Annotated in this window: 13 protein-coding genes and 1 pseudogene; 9 read left to right on the top strand and 5 right to left on the bottom strand. The window is 58.7% G+C overall.

Going from position 1 to position 15,088, the window contains the following annotated elements:
- Positions 1 to 34: 34 nt before the first annotated feature.
- Positions 35 to 514 carry a helix-turn-helix transcriptional regulator gene (locus D9X30_RS28910; protein WP_153950053.1) on the top strand — a complete coding sequence of 160 codons (480 nt, stop codon included), beginning with the start codon at positions 35 to 37 and terminating at the stop codon, positions 512 to 514.
- Positions 511 to 1,710: a type II toxin-antitoxin system HipA family toxin gene (locus tag D9X30_RS28905; RefSeq protein ID WP_153950054.1), complete on the top strand. Its 1,200-nt coding sequence runs from the start codon at positions 511 to 513 to the stop codon at positions 1,708 to 1,710. The genes D9X30_RS28910 and D9X30_RS28905 overlap by 4 nt, the downstream gene beginning before the upstream one ends.
- Positions 1,711 to 2,173: 463 nt before the next feature.
- On the opposite strand, the gene D9X30_RS28900 is transcribed toward D9X30_RS28905, so the two are convergent.
- Positions 2,174 to 2,989 carry a MetQ/NlpA family ABC transporter substrate-binding protein gene (locus D9X30_RS28900; protein WP_084004136.1) on the bottom strand — a complete coding sequence of 272 codons (816 nt, stop codon included), beginning with the start codon at positions 2,987 to 2,989 and terminating at the stop codon, positions 2,174 to 2,176.
- A gap of 559 nt (positions 2,990 to 3,548) precedes the next feature.
- On the opposite strand from D9X30_RS28900, the gene D9X30_RS28895 reads away from it, so the two are divergent.
- Entirely contained in the window at positions 3,549 to 3,830 is a 282-nt protein-coding gene (locus tag D9X30_RS28895; protein WP_061958609.1) for a hypothetical protein, read from the top strand.
- Between the two features lie 615 nt (positions 3,831 to 4,445).
- Positions 4,446 to 4,664: a hypothetical protein gene (locus tag D9X30_RS28890; RefSeq protein ID WP_153950055.1), complete on the top strand. Its 219-nt coding sequence runs from the start codon at positions 4,446 to 4,448 to the stop codon at positions 4,662 to 4,664.
- 883 nt (positions 4,665 to 5,547) lie between these two features.
- Here D9X30_RS28890 and D9X30_RS28885 read toward each other — a convergent pair.
- Entirely contained in the window at positions 5,548 to 6,186 is a 639-nt protein-coding gene (locus tag D9X30_RS28885; RefSeq protein ID WP_194946609.1) for a molybdopterin cofactor-binding domain-containing protein, read from the bottom strand.
- On the opposite strand from D9X30_RS28885, the gene D9X30_RS28880 reads away from it, so the two are divergent.
- Together D9X30_RS28880 and D9X30_RS28875 are read left to right on the top strand one after the other, a co-directional pair.
- The gene (locus D9X30_RS28880) at positions 6,137 to 7,111 is read left to right on the top strand and encodes a Bug family tripartite tricarboxylate transporter substrate binding protein (protein WP_228771110.1); all 975 of its coding nucleotides are present in this window, start codon (positions 6,137 to 6,139) and stop codon (positions 7,109 to 7,111) included. The genes D9X30_RS28885 and D9X30_RS28880 overlap by 50 nt on opposite strands.
- 11 nt (positions 7,112 to 7,122) lie before the next feature.
- On the top strand, positions 7,123 to 8,586 hold the full coding sequence (locus D9X30_RS28875; RefSeq protein WP_153950057.1) for an N-acyl-D-amino-acid deacylase family protein: 1,464 nt from the start codon (positions 7,123 to 7,125) through the stop codon (positions 8,584 to 8,586).
- 24 nt (positions 8,587 to 8,610) lie between these two features.
- On the opposite strand, the gene D9X30_RS28870 is transcribed toward D9X30_RS28875, so the two are convergent.
- The gene (locus D9X30_RS28870; RefSeq protein ID WP_153950058.1) at positions 8,611 to 9,522 is read right to left on the bottom strand and encodes a LysR substrate-binding domain-containing protein; all 912 of its coding nucleotides are present in this window, start codon (positions 9,520 to 9,522) and stop codon (positions 8,611 to 8,613) included.
- A 63-nt stretch (positions 9,523 to 9,585) separates the two neighbouring features.
- Between D9X30_RS28870 and D9X30_RS28865 the strand changes: the two genes are divergently transcribed.
- Positions 9,586 to 11,151: an amidase family protein gene (locus tag D9X30_RS28865; protein WP_228771111.1), complete on the top strand. Its 1,566-nt coding sequence runs from the start codon at positions 9,586 to 9,588 to the stop codon at positions 11,149 to 11,151.
- 207 nt (positions 11,152 to 11,358) lie between these two features.
- Here the strand turns inward: D9X30_RS28865 and D9X30_RS28860 are convergent, their stop codons facing one another.
- Positions 11,359 to 11,673 (bottom strand): H-NS histone family protein, encoded by a 315-nt coding sequence (locus D9X30_RS28860; RefSeq protein WP_084004138.1) that lies wholly within the window; start codon positions 11,671 to 11,673, stop codon positions 11,359 to 11,361.
- Between the two features lie 709 nt (positions 11,674 to 12,382).
- Between D9X30_RS28860 and D9X30_RS28855 the strand changes: the two genes are divergently transcribed.
- A complete protein-coding gene (locus tag D9X30_RS28855; protein ID WP_153950059.1) occupies positions 12,383 to 12,634 on the top strand; it encodes a hypothetical protein in 252 nt (83 codons plus the stop codon).
- 1,110 nt (positions 12,635 to 13,744) lie between these two features.
- On the opposite strand, the gene D9X30_RS28850 is transcribed toward D9X30_RS28855, so the two are convergent.
- A complete protein-coding gene (locus D9X30_RS28850; RefSeq protein WP_349632245.1) occupies positions 13,745 to 13,981 on the bottom strand; it encodes a hypothetical protein in 237 nt (78 codons plus the stop codon).
- Between the two features lie 602 nt (positions 13,982 to 14,583).
- Between D9X30_RS28850 and D9X30_RS28845 the strand changes: the two are divergent.
- Positions 14,584 to 15,088, top strand: a pseudogene (locus D9X30_RS28845) (IS30-like element ISRme10 family transposase); the annotation flags it as partial.

The raw sequence follows: 15,088 nt of genomic DNA, 5'->3' as shown, positions 1-15,088 counted from the left end.
TCACATCTGACGAATCCGCCCGGTAAGGGGTCAAATGGACCATCGACGACAGCTGCATGATAAAGCGGACGAAATGCGGCGCAAGATCGGGGAAGTCTTGCGCTCCGAGCGCGAGCGACAAGGTAGCAAGCAATCCGACATCGCCCAGAAAGTGGGCGTGTCTCGGGCAACCGTCATTGCAATCGAGAGCGGTCAAAGCGTCTCGACGTTGAATCTGCTCCTGGTGGCGGCTGCGGTCGGCGTGAACCTTACCTCTCAACCAGACCCGGCAATCGCCACGCCACCACGTCGCCCCATGCTCAGGGAAATGATGCGAGCGGAGCGGGAGCGCCAGGCAATGCTCCAGGCGAAATTATCCAGCCGGCAGCGCGTGGGATCGGCGTCCTTTACCGCCCCAGTTTCCTACCCGGAAAGCAACATAAGGCGTCGCCCCACGCTCAGGGAAATGATGCGAGCGGAGCGGGAGCGTCAAGCAATGCTCCAGACGAATCTCTTGAACAAAGTATCTCAATGAGTAGCGAACTCGAGGTTTTCGTTTCGGACTATCCTGTCGGCTTGCTCAGTGAAGACATCAAGACGGGCCTGATTGATTTTCGTTACCTTCCGGATGTCCCGGATCAAATGGCAGTCTCGCTACTGATGCCGCCCAGCGCGCTAGCAGAAGAGTATCTTGGATACAACGGGGTGCCCCCACCCTTTCAGATATCCCTGCCCGAAGGCATCGTGCTGGAAGCCATTAGAACCCGCTTCGCCAAGCATATCGACGTTGATAACGATATGTCGCTGCTCCGTCTTGTCGGTCGTCACACTATCGGCCGCAATACTTTCGGCGGCGCGCTCGACTCGGACGCCACGCTTCAACAAAAAATTTTGGATGCCGCCAGAACAGAGGGTGCGGCACAGCGGCTGACCGAAATTCTGAAGACATCCCCAGAGATGTTTGGCGTGTCTGGCGTCATGCCAAAGATGTCGACATTTCAGACGGAAAATACTCGCCCTGGGACTGTCGCCGCGCACGGCTCCATCGTTAAATTCGACTCGCCTCATTATGTGGGCGCGAGTTTGGTTGAGTATGCATGCTTGAAAGCATGCTCGGCAGCGGGACTAGACGTTCCGGCGATTGAAATAAGCCCGGATCGCACGTCACTGACGACGAGCCGATTTGATATCGCCCCTGACGGATCACGTCGCGGATTCGAAGATGCATGTGCGCTGTCGGGCTTGTTTCGTAGTGGGAAATATAACGGATCGATTGAACACCTGTTTGAGATGATCCGCTTCTTCGTACATCCAGACGACCAGGCGACAGATTACGTGGCCATGCTGAAACTGGTCATGATGAACGACGCACTACGCAACGGCGATGCACATATGAAAAACTTTGGTTTGGTCTATGACGATGTCATGCGCCCGCGGCTCTCCCCCGTTTACGACGTACTGACCACCAAGGTATGGTTTTCGCAAGACGTGCCCGCGCTGGCGATGCAAAAGACCGACCCGAGGGGTACGGAAAAATGGCTGGATCAGCTTGAGCTGGAGCGCCTCGCCTCTCTCAGTCATTGCCACAATGTTGACGTCGTTCAAATGCAAGCACAGTGTCGCGAGATCGCATTGCAGAGCATGACGGCAACCTTGGATGAGTGCCCGAAATGCCCACCGCGCAAAGCACTTGAGCACGCCTTGAAGATCATCGAGGGGGATAGCCTGTGACATCATCTGCTAAAACATAGTGGAATTATAATGGTTTAACTCCTAGCTCAATAAAAGCGTCACTTCGGCTCGAAGTCTGTACTGAATCTGACACTTTGCGTCACCGTAGGCCCTCGCCGGGATTTCAGCAGATTGATCAACAAGAGTGCAGTTTCGGCAAAAGATACGCGACTACACCGCTGATACCCGGTAGCGACCGGGCCGCGCATTTATCGGCAAAATGGTCGCGTGCATGCCGCCTACCCATCGAGATCGTGCGCCAGTACATCGAGCAAGAGAAAACGCCGCACTAGCTTCTGCAAAGGACGCCTGCGGCGCTATCCCTCCCCGCCCTGAAGGGCGTTGTTGCGCTATCCGATCAATCACGCCGGCGCGACCCAATAGGCACGCACGATGCCGGCGTCTGCAGAGGGTGAGCGTCAGCGATCCGTCACGCTGGGAACATGCCTCATGCCGTAGTCATTCAAAACGCCGGCAAAATCGATCCGTTGAACTGCTTCGCCAGGAAATCTCGCACTTCCTGAGACTGGTATGCGGCGACCAGGTCCTTGACCCATGGCTTGTTGCGGTCCTGTTCGCGCACGGCAATCAGGTTAGCATAAGGCCCCTTCAAATCCTCGATGGCAATCGCGTCGCGTGTGGGCTGCAGTCCGGCCTTGACCGCGTAATCGGTATTGATCGACGCGGCAGAAAGATCGTCCAGCGAGCGCGGCAGTATTGCCGAATCGAGTTCGACGATCTTGAGCTTTTTCGGGTTGGAAGCGATGTCCAGCGGCGTAGCGTTCCTGCCATTCTCGCCGGCACCCGGCTTCAGCTTCAGCACGCCTTGCGCCTGCAACAGGCGCAGCGCGCGGTTTCCATTTGATGGGTCGTTCTGGATGCCGATTTTTGCCCCTTCGCTCAAGTCCTTGAGCGACTTGACCTTGCGCGAATAGAAGCCCATCGGAGCCACATACGTCAGTCCGACATTGACGATCTTGTAGTGACGAGCCTGGATCTGGCTGTCGAGGAACGGTTGGTGCTGAAAGCCGTTGGCGTCGAGGTCGCCGGCATCGAGGGCGGCATTTGGCTGGGCGTAGTCGTTGAATTCTACGATCTTGATATCGAGGCCCTTGCGCTTGGCCACGGTTTTGACTACTTCCCAGATCTGGGCGTCCGGTCCGCTCATGGTGCCGAGGCGGATGGTCTGGTCGGCGGCAACGGCCGAGCCGCCCGCGGCGGAGCCAGCCACGGCGATCGCGGCGGCCGAAATGAGTTGGATGAGTTTGCGGCGTTGCATAAGAGTCTGTCTTGAAGTTGGCGTTCGTAAGGTGGAGCGTTCACTGCGTCGGGCCATTGTATGGAGACGTAGCTACACAACGAAGCTGCAAATCGTCATGCGGATATGCGCGGACCGCATATGGTCAGCCAAGCCGATCTAGATCGCTTGCAAAGATCCAAGAGCTCCCGAATGCGTGGAATAGTCCTTCGCTGCTCAGCGCGCTGTCTGCGGCGCCGATAACCCCGGCCGGAAAAATCGTCTTTGCAGAGAGCTAGGTTCCTGGAGCGAGGGGCACCCGCGTCGCGCCTTGGCGGACTGCGCCAACCGCTCCGCCCGAAGCGCCCGCTCACGGAGATTTTTTCCGCGCCTATCTCGCGATGCGCGTTTCCACCGAGGGCTCGTCGCAGGCTGCAGCCGCAGCATGGCTAGGCACCTCCACCAGGCAACCTACTGTCAGTCCCGCGCGACGACGTAGTAAAACCGACGTCCAATGATGCCGATGCCGATGCCGGAGCCATCTTCCCAGTTGTACGTCCTCATGGTTGAATGTCGATAGGCCCCCATTTGGAACTCCCCCATGACTGCCACCACATTGATCAATAGCCCGCTTGAACTCACGACCATCTTGATTCGCCACCATGGGATACATCGGGGCCTATGGGCACTCACGGTCAACTTTCACGTGGAGGGCACACATTTCTGCGCAAGCCACGGCGACGGCACTTCGCTTCCCGGGGCACTTTTAGCGGTGCAAGGCATTGGTATCCGCGAGGTGGAAGTACCGGATGCCCTAACGGTCGATGCCGCCGCAGTCAATCCGGCGCCCGGCAGCAAAGCGAGTGCAATCGTGGCTATGTAAGTAAGGAGACCATGGGACTCCGCGTGCAGCCAACACTAGCAGCATCAGACGGCCGAGCAGACTGGGCAATTCCGCTTTAGAAGCGGTCCTTCGCTCGTGGGAGGACTCTTCCCGACTCTCATAATAAGCAGCGGCGGCAGCAGCCGCACCGCCATCCATGGCCGCGGTCGGCCAAACAAGTGGACTTCGGTTCGGGACGCTTCCGATCTCGGCGACTTCGGCGACACCTCTTGCGCAGTCGCAATCGCGGACGTCGTAAAAGGCGCCTGCCATGCTCACCATTATCGGCAAGTCAGACGGAAAGAAATGCTTGAGTCGCACGGGATGGATGGTGGCGAAGGCAAGGGTGCGATCCGAAGCGAAACGACGACAACCGCCGCGGCGGACAGACCGCAGGCGTGGCAGCGGTCGAAGCGCAATTGGGGAGAGCCGCAAATGCGTGGCGCGACTTTACACGGCAATTTTCCTCATTGGCCTTTCGAGAACAGACTCGCCGTGGCTGGCCCTCCAGTGTTTTCGTGAACTTTGTGATGTGAAACGACTTGGCATAGCCCTTGCGAGGTCACGACCAGCGTGGGCCTTTCTCACGCTGAATACATTTCCCAGGAGACCATCATGAGGAAGGACAAAGGGACAGCGAGTGACGATACTAAGAAGAAGGACAAGAAGGTGGAGAAGAAATCCGAAGACAAAAAGATGGACAAAAAGTCCAGCGATCGTGCTTCGGCGTCGGCTAAGAAGTCGAAGAGCGGAAAGAAGGCTAAGAGCGAGACTACGGCTGGTAAGGAAGACCGTGCAGATCGGGGCAAGAAGCAGCGGAAAAGTTCGCGCTAATTACTTCGGACGTGTCTTCACGGACGAATCTATCCAGTTTCATCGCACTGACCTTCATCCACTCCATCCCGGTGATACCGCCAGCGCACGGCCGCGGGCTGTGCCGACGTCTACGCCCAGCGCGATGTCAGCCCTGGCGGCGATGGCCTTGCTCGGTATGCACCGGACACAACAAAATGGGTCATGTTGCTGGCTCCGGTTGGCGCGGGGCGCCCACGCTGGCATCGGCGAGCGGTTCGCCATCGGGCACCGGCAGCACGCGCGACAACGCTTCCACGATTTGCCGTGGCGCCGCAGCATGGGTTACCGCTCGGCGTTCGCGGAACCGAACCGGCCTGCCTAGCTACGACCCTGGACTGATTCGGATTTTGTCTAATGCTGCGCCTCAACGGTAAGCAATGGGGGAACGACGGCATTTCTACTCGGAAGCCGTCATTGGGATCGTTTGAGAGGCAATGACCGAGAAGGAGAAGGAGTCGGATATAGACCGCTGCCCAGGGACAGCATGCGGCCGGCTGGCTATGCCGGGATCGACTGCCGCCCAGAAACGTTGGACACGGATCTGGCCGGAGGACCGGTCGCGCGAGATATCCGCGACGCCGGCTCCGAGAGTAGTCTTGACAGTCCGTGAGCACGGCCCTCCGGCGCGTTGCCGAAGTTGGACATGGCGACGACGGCGTCAAGCACCGCGCGGCCGCGTGAGCTGTCGGCCAAAAGCTGCTGCCTGAAATCGACCGGGCTGGCGTTGGTCACTTGCGCAAGTTCGTCTAGGGAGCATTCCCGTGCAAAGCAGTTTGGGACCCAGCCGATGTGCCTCGCCATGCCGATATCCGAGCTCGGCGCTCCGTGATGACAAGCTCGGCCAGAAAGTCTGGAATGACAATTAGTCTCGACTTCCAGTGCCCTCCATCACCAGGATGTCCCGGTAGTTGGCATTTGCCCAGCGCTGCGGTGCGGCGAAGGCCAGGATGGAGGAGCTGCCGACGCGGTGTTTCAGGGCGATAACCCGCCCCCTGTCATCGAGAGCTGCCTGCAGCTTGTGCGCTGTCGCAGGCCGCAGCCAGCCGTTTTTCACATCGTCCTCACGAATCCACATCACTTTCACAGACCGTTTTACCGCGCGGGACAGCAGAAGCGTGTCGCGCAGTATGTCGCGGGCGAAGAAGGTGCGACGCCCGAAGCCTCCGCCCATTTGCATGGCGTGGAAGCGGATGCGGTCGGGCGCGGTCTCTAGCGTCTGGGCGGCAGCCGCGATGGAAAGGGCCTGACTTTGTGTGCCGAGCCAGAACTCGGCCCCCTTGCCGTCGGGATTCGTGGTGGCGACGCCTAGTATCTGGCAAGGGCGAGAAAGCGCTGAACCGAGCTGGATGTATTCCGGCGCGGAAACTATCACCGACAAAACGTCATTGGCCTCCTTGGGACGCGGCGCGGATACTAAATGCCGGTATCTCACAAAAACGAGGGGAGAAAGAATGAAGGATTTGGCAAAGAAAGCCCTGGCCTTAGCCATCATCGGCTTCATCACGCTGGGCTCGGGTATTGCACATGCGGCGTGGCCAGAAAAGCCGGTGAGACTCATCGTTCCCACGGCGCCCGGCGGCGCACCGGACATCGTGGCGCGACTTTTCGGGGATGCGTTGTCGCGGCGCCTGGGGCAGGCCGTCGTGATTGAAAATCGCCCAGGCGCAGGCGGCAACATTGGCATGCAGGCCCTCCTCGCGGCGCCGGCCGATGGCTACACCATCGCCTACGGCAACAATGCGACGCTTTCCACAAATCGTTTTCTCTACAGCAAGCTGCCGTATGACCCGGACAAGCTCCTGCCCATCGTGGGGCTGGTGACAACCTATAACATTCTTGCCGTCAACCCATCGCTGCCCGTCAAATCCGTGCAGGAACTGGTCGCCTATGCACGAGCCAATCCAGGGAAGCTGTCGATGGGGTCAGCGGGAAACGGCACCACCAGCCACCTTGGCGGCGAACTGTTCAAGGTCATGGCCCACGTGAATATCACCCACGTTCCTTACAAAGGCAGCACTCCGGCTTTGCAGGATCTAGTTGGCAACAACGTCCAGTTGATGTTCGACAACGTCCCTTCAATTGGGCCGTATGTGGCATCGAATCGCCTACGGGCGCTGGCAGTCACATCGAACAGGCGCTCGCCCCATTATCCTGATCTTCCAACCATGGCCGAGGCCGGCCTCAACGGCTATGAGCTGACCGCCTGGGCTGGCCTAGTCGCCGCGCCCGGTACGCCTGGCGAAGTGGTCGAGCGACTCAACCGTGAAGTCAACGCAATCATTCGTGACCCAGCATTTCGCGCGCAACTCGACAAACTTTCGTTCGATCCTCTGGGTGGAGGTCAGCGGGACTTCCAGACGCTGATTGCGTCAGAAACCGTGAAATTCGGCGAGCTGGTACGCAAGAGCGGCGCCAAGGTGGATTAAGGACAACGGCAATGCAATACGATCTGATTATCCGCAATGGCGACCTGATCGACGGTACCGGTGCGCCGCGACGGACCGCCGACGTCGCAGTTCGTCATGGACAAATCGCGGCATTGGGAGACCTCAGTGCCGCGGGCGCAGAAACTATCATCGACGCAACAGGGCTTGCAGTCACGCCGGGGTTCATCGATACCCATACCCACGACGACTGGATGGTTTTCCAGTCCCCGGACATGCTGCCGAAGGTGACACAGGGTGTCACAACCATTATTGCCGGCAATTGCGGCATCAGCCTTTTCCCGTTGGTTACTGATGCGATACCCCCCGCACCGCTCGATATCATGCGTGGTGGCTATCGGTTCGACTCGGTTCGGGCGTATCGGGAGATGTTCACCGAAAACCCTGCGGCTGTAAACGTCGCGGTCCTCATAGGTCAGTCAACGCTTCGGGCTAGACACGTAACTCAGCTGGGCGCGGCGGCGAGCGAATCGGAAATCGAGGGTATGCGCCAGGACGTGGAAACCGCATTACGACAAGGCGCGATCGGTGTGTCTACAGGTACGTTCTATCCACCCTCGTCTGCCGCCCCCGAGGACGAAATCGTGCGCATGTGCGAGCCGATGCGCCGCCTCGGAGGCGTGCTGGTCTCTCATATGCGCGATGAAAGCGACAACATTCGGGAGTCAATCGACGAGACTGCTCGTATCGGGAAGGCGTTAGGTGTTTCCACGGTAATTTCCCACCACAAGCTCGTGGGAAAGAAAAATCACGGGCGGAGCCGCGAGACGCTCGCGCAGGTCAGGGAACTCGCCCAGACCATGCCACTTTGCATGGACTGCTACCCGTATGCGGCGTCGTCGACCATGCTCCGCCCGGCGCGGGTAACACAATGTGATCGCATCCTGATTACATGGTCGGCGACTCACCCCGATGCCGCTGGTCGCTATCTGGAAGACCTCGCCGAAGAGTGGGGCCGAACGCGCCACGATGTGGCACAGATGCTGGTGCCCGGAGGTGCCGTGTACTTCATCATGGACGAAGGGGACGTGCGCGACATCCTTGCATATCCGGACACCATGGTCGGTTCGGACGGGATTCCTTCTGACGAGACGCCTCACCCGCGCCTGTGGGGCACCTTCCCACGTGTCCTGGGCTTATATTCACGCGATCTCGGCCTGTTTCCGTTAGAGCGCGCCGTTCACAAGATGACTGGGTTGGCCGCGCAACGATTCGGGCTGGAGCGCCGGGGCGAGCTGCGAATCGGCAATATTGCCGACATCACGGTATTCGACCCTGCGACGATCGCAGACCGCGCCACATTCGACGAGCCACGACAGCCCGCTGTCGGCGTGCGACATGTCTTCGTGGCGGGCGAGGCAACATTGCGTGATGGGGTGCCCATTGGCAGCCGTCCTGGTCGGTTCGTTTCGTCTACGCTGGTAAAGGCAAGCTTGGAAACTAGTGTGGGCCAGTGACGCGCAGGGGACTCGTTACCGGTTTCAAGGAACCGACGTTTCTGTCGCGCTTTGCTTTTGGAGCCAAGTGATAAACGTTTGCATCGCTGGGCTGGCAAGCTTCTCTTCCTGACAGACAAAATAGTAGGACTTGGGCGAGACATAGGGCTCCGTCGCCACGCAGAGCAATTTCCCGGCGCGGATGTCGTCGCCCGCCACATAGTCCGGCAGCAGCGCCATACCCAGGCCGCTAATAGCGGCCTGCAGTCCCATGGTGAGCAAACCATAGCGCGGACCGTCTTCGGGGTGCGTCAGCTTGATATCCATTTGCCGCAGATAGGCCGGCCACGCTTCAAGCGCGGCGTTCTGATGCAGCAAGGGCATGCCTCTGAGTGCCTTGGCTAATGTACCGCCGCCAGGCAGCAATTCTGGTGCGCAAACCGGATACAGCTCCAGGGGCATTACCTTTAGCGCGAAATGACGAGATGGAGGTTCGACGCAATACATAATCGCCGCGTCCAACGCGGCACTCTCCAAGTCAACGGGGCCAACTTTGGTGGTGACGTTGAGCTGGATGTGCGGCTGCTCCTTCGCGAATCGGAGCAACCTGGGCAGCAGCCAGATATTGCCCAGCGACACTGGCACCGAGAGGTTTAGGCGCCCGCCGGCACCGCGACCGGACTGTACTTCCAGCGTTGCTTCCTCGAGCATCGCCAGCGCCTTGCGCACACTCCTCAGGTACTCCTCTCCGACGGGGGTTGCGGCCACGGCTCCCTTTCGCCGGCTGAGCAATCGCGTGCCTAAAAAATCTTCCAGTTCCGTAATTTGCTTGCTTACGGCGCTTTGCGTCAGGCATAGCTCCTCGGCGGCCCCTGTGACGCTGCCAATACGGGCGGTAGCTTCCAGGGCCACGAGGTTCGCCAGTGCAGGCAGGTGACGTCCGGTGGTGCTCTTCATACGCTTCCGAGAAAGGGGACACGCCGGGATTGTCGGCCATCTATTCCGGGAAGGAAAGAACGGATGATAAAAGATCGATTGCCCACGCCAAGTTGCACCGTCAAGATGTTTCGATACAGTCGCCCGGGAACACCCATGCCCCCTGCTACTTCAGATGCCAACATTGAGTTTGATCCCTTTGAGCGTTCGATTGCCGAATTAGCTTCCGCCATGTGCGCTGGCCAAACAAGCGCGCATGCGCTGGTAACCACGTACCTCGAGCGTATCAACGCCTTCGACAAAAATGGGCCGGCTATCAACGCCATCAGCCAATTGAACCCGATGGCTCAGGAAGAAGCGACGGCAATGGATAATGAAATGCGCGTCCATGGCCCTCGCGGGCCATTGCACGGCATCCCCATGGTGGTGAAAGACAACATCGATACGGAGGGCATGCCCACTACAGCGGGTTGCTTAGCGTTGAAGAATGCGTTTCCCAACGCAGATGCACCCTGTGTTGCGCGACTTCGGGCAGCAGGGGCGATCGTGCTTGCCAAAGCCAACATGTCGGAATTGGCAGCATCGAATGGGTGGTTCGGATATAGCTCGGCCGGCGGCCTCACGCTGAATCCGTACCGACTGTCGCGCAATGCGAGCGGATCCAGTAGTGGTGCCGGCGCAGCCGTCGCGGCAAGCCTGGCAGCCTTCGGGTTAGGGACCGACTCCTTTGGCTCTGTACGCGGCCCGGCTTGCGTCCACGCCCTTGTTGGATTTCGTCCGACACACGGACTGCTAGACAATACCGGCGTGCTACCGCTGGCGCCTTCGTTCGACACCGTGGGCCCATTGGCTCGAAGCGCATCGGACGTGGCGATCGTCATGGATGTGCTGGCCCCGGGTCAGGGGTTCGGCTTGCAGTTCGCGACACTGGCTGGCCGAACGTTGGCCCTCGTCTCAGACTTTGCAGGAGGAAACCCGGAAATCGACGCGTTGTTTGGTGAAGTCGCTACTTCCCTCAAATATGCGGGCGCCAAGTTATGCCACGTACGTTTGCCAACAGCGTTCCTGAATCTTTATGCCGAACTGCTCGGCGAGGTCACCCGCGCTCAGTGGGTGGTAGCGCTTGACCAATACCTGATGCAGTCAGAGGCCGGTGGTCCGCAAAATTCTGCCGAACTGCTGGAGCGTATAGAAGAGGACATCGACAGCGGCGGCCGCCAGACTAATCCCCGGACCGTAGACGCATTGCGCCGGGCAATCGAGACCAGAGGTATGGCATCCGAGGTGGAGGAGGCCGCTTTGCGACGCTTGCGAGCGCTTGCCGATGACATCTTCAACACATACGGCGTGGAGGCGTTGATTTATCCGACTCAGGCATGCCCGGCATCCCCTCGTTTCGACCAGGCTGATAGCAGCTATCAATGCCTAGCCTTACAGCCCTTGGCAGCTATGCACATTGCCAGCGCCACAGGGCTTCCAGAAATCAGCGTCCCGATGGGATTCACCAGATCAGGTGTGCCTGCTGGCGTGTCCTGGCTGGGGCGTGCGGGGGCCGATGCTTCCCTCCTTGCCATGACCGCAGCCTTTGAGCAGTTCACACAACATCGCCAACCACCGAAGAGCACGCCTGCGCTGCGTGGACAAGTCTAAGGCCCAGACTTGCCCGCGACCATCAGGCAATCGCCGGGCGCTGTGCCATGAGTGCGGACCGGACGCTGCCGAAACAATGGACCAGGTCAGTTCACACAACGTGGACGACACCTGCCGTCCGCGCTCCTTGGTAATTCGCCGCCCGTCTTACCTCCGATGCCCTGGCGGAGAACGAGGGTTTCGACGGACGCCCGGCTCGTTAGGGAGTTACTCCTGTGCGATCAAGAACCGATTTCGATTCTTACCTAGCCACGCAGGAGCCCGGCCCCGCCCCGACCAAGTGCTACCCGTCTTCGGATCGCGATATTTTGCAGGCAACGGCTCTTTGGCCGCTTTTGCTGCCCCACTTCCCACAGGTCGTCCACGACGGCGCTTACCTTGTATGTCTTCGACCGAAAGACCATATTGCTCCATTAGAGTGCGGATTTGACCAATAACGCTCGACACTTCATTTGCCCGAACTTCTGCCAACTGCGCCTCCAAAATTTCCTTCTGAGCCAGCAATTGCTTGTACGTTGCCATGCTACATCCTAATTGGAGTGGTGGAATCAAAACGGAATTCTGCTGCGTATTGCGAAGTATAGGCTAACTTTTTAGCCATGCTCATGCCGACGATATCTTCACCGCTGGTTGGAAAGTGGGTGAGCACGTCGTGAAAACCAGTGGTCCTAGTGATGACCGCGGTCTAACTACGCCCGCGACCTACAACGTAGGCTGACGATTGGTGTTAGCCATGTAATCACTGCAAGAGCCGAACCGAGTTTTTGGCGTGCACCTTACCGATGCGGGCGGCACACCAGAGTTATGCTTCGGGTGGCATATCGATCTCGAGCGGCGCTACGACTCAAGACACCGTCCTTGCTCAAGAGGATAGCTCGCGGGAGTGGACATCCGCGAACGGTCGAACTGACCGGACATCCCATTGCATAACTCCATCGTTGGATTTGAATGATCCTCTTTTTCAGAGTCGCCATCCTCGGCGAGTCGGAGATATAGTTGTCGCGAGGCAACGGCAGCGACCGCCACCAGCGTACAAATACCGATTCCTCGGACTGTGAGCGACAAGATTAGGGCCATATTTCGAATCAACGATTGGATCTGTCAAGATTCGTTCCTGCGGAAATTGCGAGGGTGAGAGTGCATGGTGCTGTCTCTCCCAGCACAGCAGGGCACACGCTTGCAGTCACGTCCCGGAATCGTGTCACAGCAAATTGTAAATCGAACGAAACGCATGACCAAAAAGCAGATTGACGCACTACCAGCGGGGCGCTACTGGGCGATTCCTCACGCCCCCTTCCCTTTGGATGGCCCCAACGGTCACGACGAGGTTTTTCCTGGCGCGGAATGTATCAGCGACGGGAAGTGGGCTCGATTTATTCGTGACGGCAACGAGGTGTGGGCGTGCAACGCTACGTATGCAGCAGCACATTTCGATTTTACTCCAGCTGCGCCTGATGAGGCGCCGGCAAATCCAAACTTGTGAATGAGGAAGTCTTTTGAAATCCGTACCTATGGTCCCGGGCTGGCGGCTTGCGCTTGCTGCCCGCACTATTAGCATCCCTTGGGTGAGGAACTCGATTTAAGCCACTATCGCCAGTTAATTTTGCCTCTCCAGCCGATGCCGTCTCCGGTTTGGGCAAGGGCCGAAGCTGTTCTCTCGATCAAGTCAGCCATCGCTCGCCATGGCATAACCCCGCAGCAACCTGAATTCGCTGGGTGCTTTATCTCTGCCGAATCGGAGGCCTCGCCCCAGCAGAGTGCCAGGTACATGGACGCAATCGGCCATGTTTGGGACGGGCCCGGTGTACCCGATTGGTTGCAACGGGCGATCAATTCGGGCCAAACCATCGAGCATTTTCGAGTCTCATAACGGCCCTTAGCGGAGAGCGGGAGTGCCCCGACCTTGAAAGCTTCGCGCCAGCCGCCAAACGGATCCGCGGCAAAGGATACGAAGGCGCCGCCAGATACAAAGTGGAACCTGGTCTACCGGTGTGTGAGCGCAATGCGATAACGTCCGGCTTATCAAGAGGGGGCCCGGCTGACCACTCTACCTCGCGACGCGCGGGTCCATTTGCTCAGATGCCGCTCGCCCAGCCGTCGGGCGTGACACTATAGACGCGACCATCTTTTCTGAGCCCCGGGTCCAGCGTCGCCCCGCGATATGGAAGGCCCAATCTCGAAAAAGTGCTCATAAGGCACTTTTTAAGTATAAGCTTTCTCTCCGTCCACTCGATAACCGACACCTTAGGATATTGTGGCCACGATACCTATCTAGGCCATGTTAATTAACTCGGCCACGATATCTAACATGGCCCCGATATGAAAAAAGTGCGGAAGCCGAGCTGGAAAGACGCCGAACGGCGGATAGTACGCATCGACCAGATGCGGACCAAAGAAAGCCACGGCGCCTATATTTACTTGGTGGAACGGCACCTTCGTGGCTTAAACCGGTCAACACGGCAGCTTGTTGAAATCGTCCGCTCGGAGGCGTCTGCCGATCGTGCGAGCGAAATAGAAGAAGGGCAGCGGAGAACCTCCGAGGCGGCGCCGCTCTCCCCTGCTATCCGCCACACAACGTCAGAGGGCAGAAAACTCACTGTCGTTCTGCCTCTTCTCGGATGTTATAGCGCTTGCGCAGATCATCAATATGGGGCTTTAGCGCCTGCAGGCACGCAGCGCTAGCGTCGCCCTCCATGGTCGAGATCGACCAATTGCAGCCGTCCGAATCCGCCGGGTGCCAACATACATCTCCAAAGCAGGTGTTTGCACAGACCGCAATCTTGTCCTGCGCCGCGCGGACCATTGCTCGCACCTCCGCCTTGTTTTTCACGACTCTATTCATCATCACCTCCTGGTAACGGGACGTCTCTGAAAAATCATAGGCGACGCCCGTGCCCCGTGGGCATCGTTGTGCGCCCCGTCGGTTGACGGTTGAGTCCGCAACCAATGTCGCCAGAAATCGCCGTCTGACCATCCGAAACGGTCAGCTACGTGACGTTGGGACCGAATGCGCCAGAGAAGCCGCCCAGCAGCTACCAAGGCTGTTTTGCTGGGCCAACGGTGAATTGACGTGGCCATCCTGCCCTGCGATCTCTTGATTTCTTGCAAGGGTGGTTCGGCCGATTTGCCGATGGGTGCTAGTGAATCCTACGACGGGCAAGTCGCGCGGCTTCAAAGCTTCCTTTGAGAAGGTTTGAATCTCTGTACTCGAGGGACACAGCCTTCTCTCAGCGAGAATATGTTCGTACACGCTCAACGTCAGCCTGGCTGACAACGGTGGCGTCCATCGTGATCTGATCCGCCTTCAGGCGCCACGAATAGGGGCGAGCGCCGTCTTTATCTCAGGCGCCATGGCCTATCGTTCCCTGTCGATTTTCCAACCTCAGGCGGTCTCTAGAATGAAGTGCAACACCCTGATGTTAGGGTGTTGGGATGGGACAATGCTACAGTCAACTGGGTATCGAAGAGCGTAACTGTATTCATCGCCTGCTAAACGAGGGGTGCAGCCTGCGTCAGGTCGCGAGAGTGGTGGGGCGAAGTCCGTCGACTATTTCACGCGAGGTTGCCCGGGCCGGAGGTCATCGTTCCTACGATGCTGCGAGCGCGCAGGGTATGGCGCTGAGACGGCGTCGACGTGGGCCGCGCAAGCTGGCAGCAGGCACGGCGCTGCTGAAACTGGTGAGAGCATGGCTGCGCGTGGGCTATTCACCGCAACAGATTGCAGGCAGACTCCGGCGCATGTATGCCCACCAGCCGGAGTTCCATGTGTCCCACGAGACGATCTACTGCGTGATCTACGCCACGCCGCGCGGTGAGCTGCGCCGCGAGCTAATCGGCAGCCTGCGTAAGGCCCACAAGGAGCGTCGTTCACGGGGCGCGGGGAACGATCGCCGAGGCAAGCTGCAGGATATGCGCTCGATCCACGAGCGGCCCGAGG

The sequence above is a fragment of the Cupriavidus sp. U2 genome, assembly GCF_009663685.2.
Taxonomy (GTDB): domain Bacteria; phylum Pseudomonadota; class Gammaproteobacteria; order Burkholderiales; family Burkholderiaceae; genus Cupriavidus; species Cupriavidus necator_C.
Note: the sequence above shows the minus strand (reverse complement) of the source record. Positions and strands in the feature narration are given on the sequence as shown.

Excerpts from the sequence above, each read along its gene's own strand:
- D9X30_RS28910 (WP_153950053.1), top strand. The coding sequence starts at position 35 with ATGGACCATCGACGACAGCTGCATGATAAAGCGGACGAAATGCGGCGC.
- D9X30_RS28905 (WP_153950054.1), top strand. The coding sequence starts at position 511 with ATGAGTAGCGAACTCGAGGTTTTCGTTTCGGACTATCCTGTCGGCTTG.
- D9X30_RS28900 (WP_084004136.1), bottom strand. The coding sequence starts at position 2,989 with ATGCAACGCCGCAAACTCATCCAACTCATTTCGGCCGCCGCGATCGCC.
- D9X30_RS28895 (WP_061958609.1), top strand. The coding sequence starts at position 3,549 with ATGACTGCCACCACATTGATCAATAGCCCGCTTGAACTCACGACCATC.
- D9X30_RS28890 (WP_153950055.1), top strand. The coding sequence starts at position 4,446 with ATGAGGAAGGACAAAGGGACAGCGAGTGACGATACTAAGAAGAAGGAC.
- D9X30_RS28880 (WP_228771110.1), top strand. The coding sequence starts at position 6,137 with ATGAAGGATTTGGCAAAGAAAGCCCTGGCCTTAGCCATCATCGGCTTC.
- D9X30_RS28885 (WP_194946609.1), bottom strand. The coding sequence starts at position 6,186 with ATGAAGCCGATGATGGCTAAGGCCAGGGCTTTCTTTGCCAAATCCTTC.
- D9X30_RS28875 (WP_153950057.1), top strand. The coding sequence starts at position 7,123 with ATGCAATACGATCTGATTATCCGCAATGGCGACCTGATCGACGGTACC.
- D9X30_RS28870 (WP_153950058.1), bottom strand. The coding sequence starts at position 9,522 with ATGAAGAGCACCACCGGACGTCACCTGCCTGCACTGGCGAACCTCGTG.
- D9X30_RS28865 (WP_228771111.1), top strand. The coding sequence starts at position 9,586 with ATGATAAAAGATCGATTGCCCACGCCAAGTTGCACCGTCAAGATGTTT.
- D9X30_RS28860 (WP_084004138.1), bottom strand. The coding sequence starts at position 11,673 with ATGGCAACGTACAAGCAATTGCTGGCTCAGAAGGAAATTTTGGAGGCG.
- D9X30_RS28855 (WP_153950059.1), top strand. The coding sequence starts at position 12,383 with ATGACCAAAAAGCAGATTGACGCACTACCAGCGGGGCGCTACTGGGCG.